The following is a 359-nucleotide window of genomic DNA, read 5'->3' on the forward strand; positions in this document are numbered from 1 at the left end:
TCGATTATCCATTGGTCTGCATTAAGCCTCGTCCATGGTAATTTACTGGACATGTATTGCCTCCTCTCTTTTCTTACTCCACCTTGCTAAAGCTGCTTTCGAAGCTCTCTCTGAAAATTTGCTAATGCTATAATCAAAAGCTAGTGACTTATGCCATAAGCACCCATTCTCTAAACGCGTAATATGATCCGTGCTTATTAAAGTCTCTAAGGTCTTTTGAAACGTCCTTATTGAACACCCACACCAACTTGATAAATAAGACGCATTATTTATAAGAGGCGCTTTCTTGTCTTTCATAAGCAACACTAATGTTGTGTAAACACCTTTCTCTGTTGCTTGCAAACCCATAAGCTCTTTTA

This window comes from Bartonella sp. AA89HNZF, from assembly GCF_042196905.1.
Taxonomy (GTDB): Bacteria; Pseudomonadota; Alphaproteobacteria; order Rhizobiales; family Rhizobiaceae; genus Bartonella.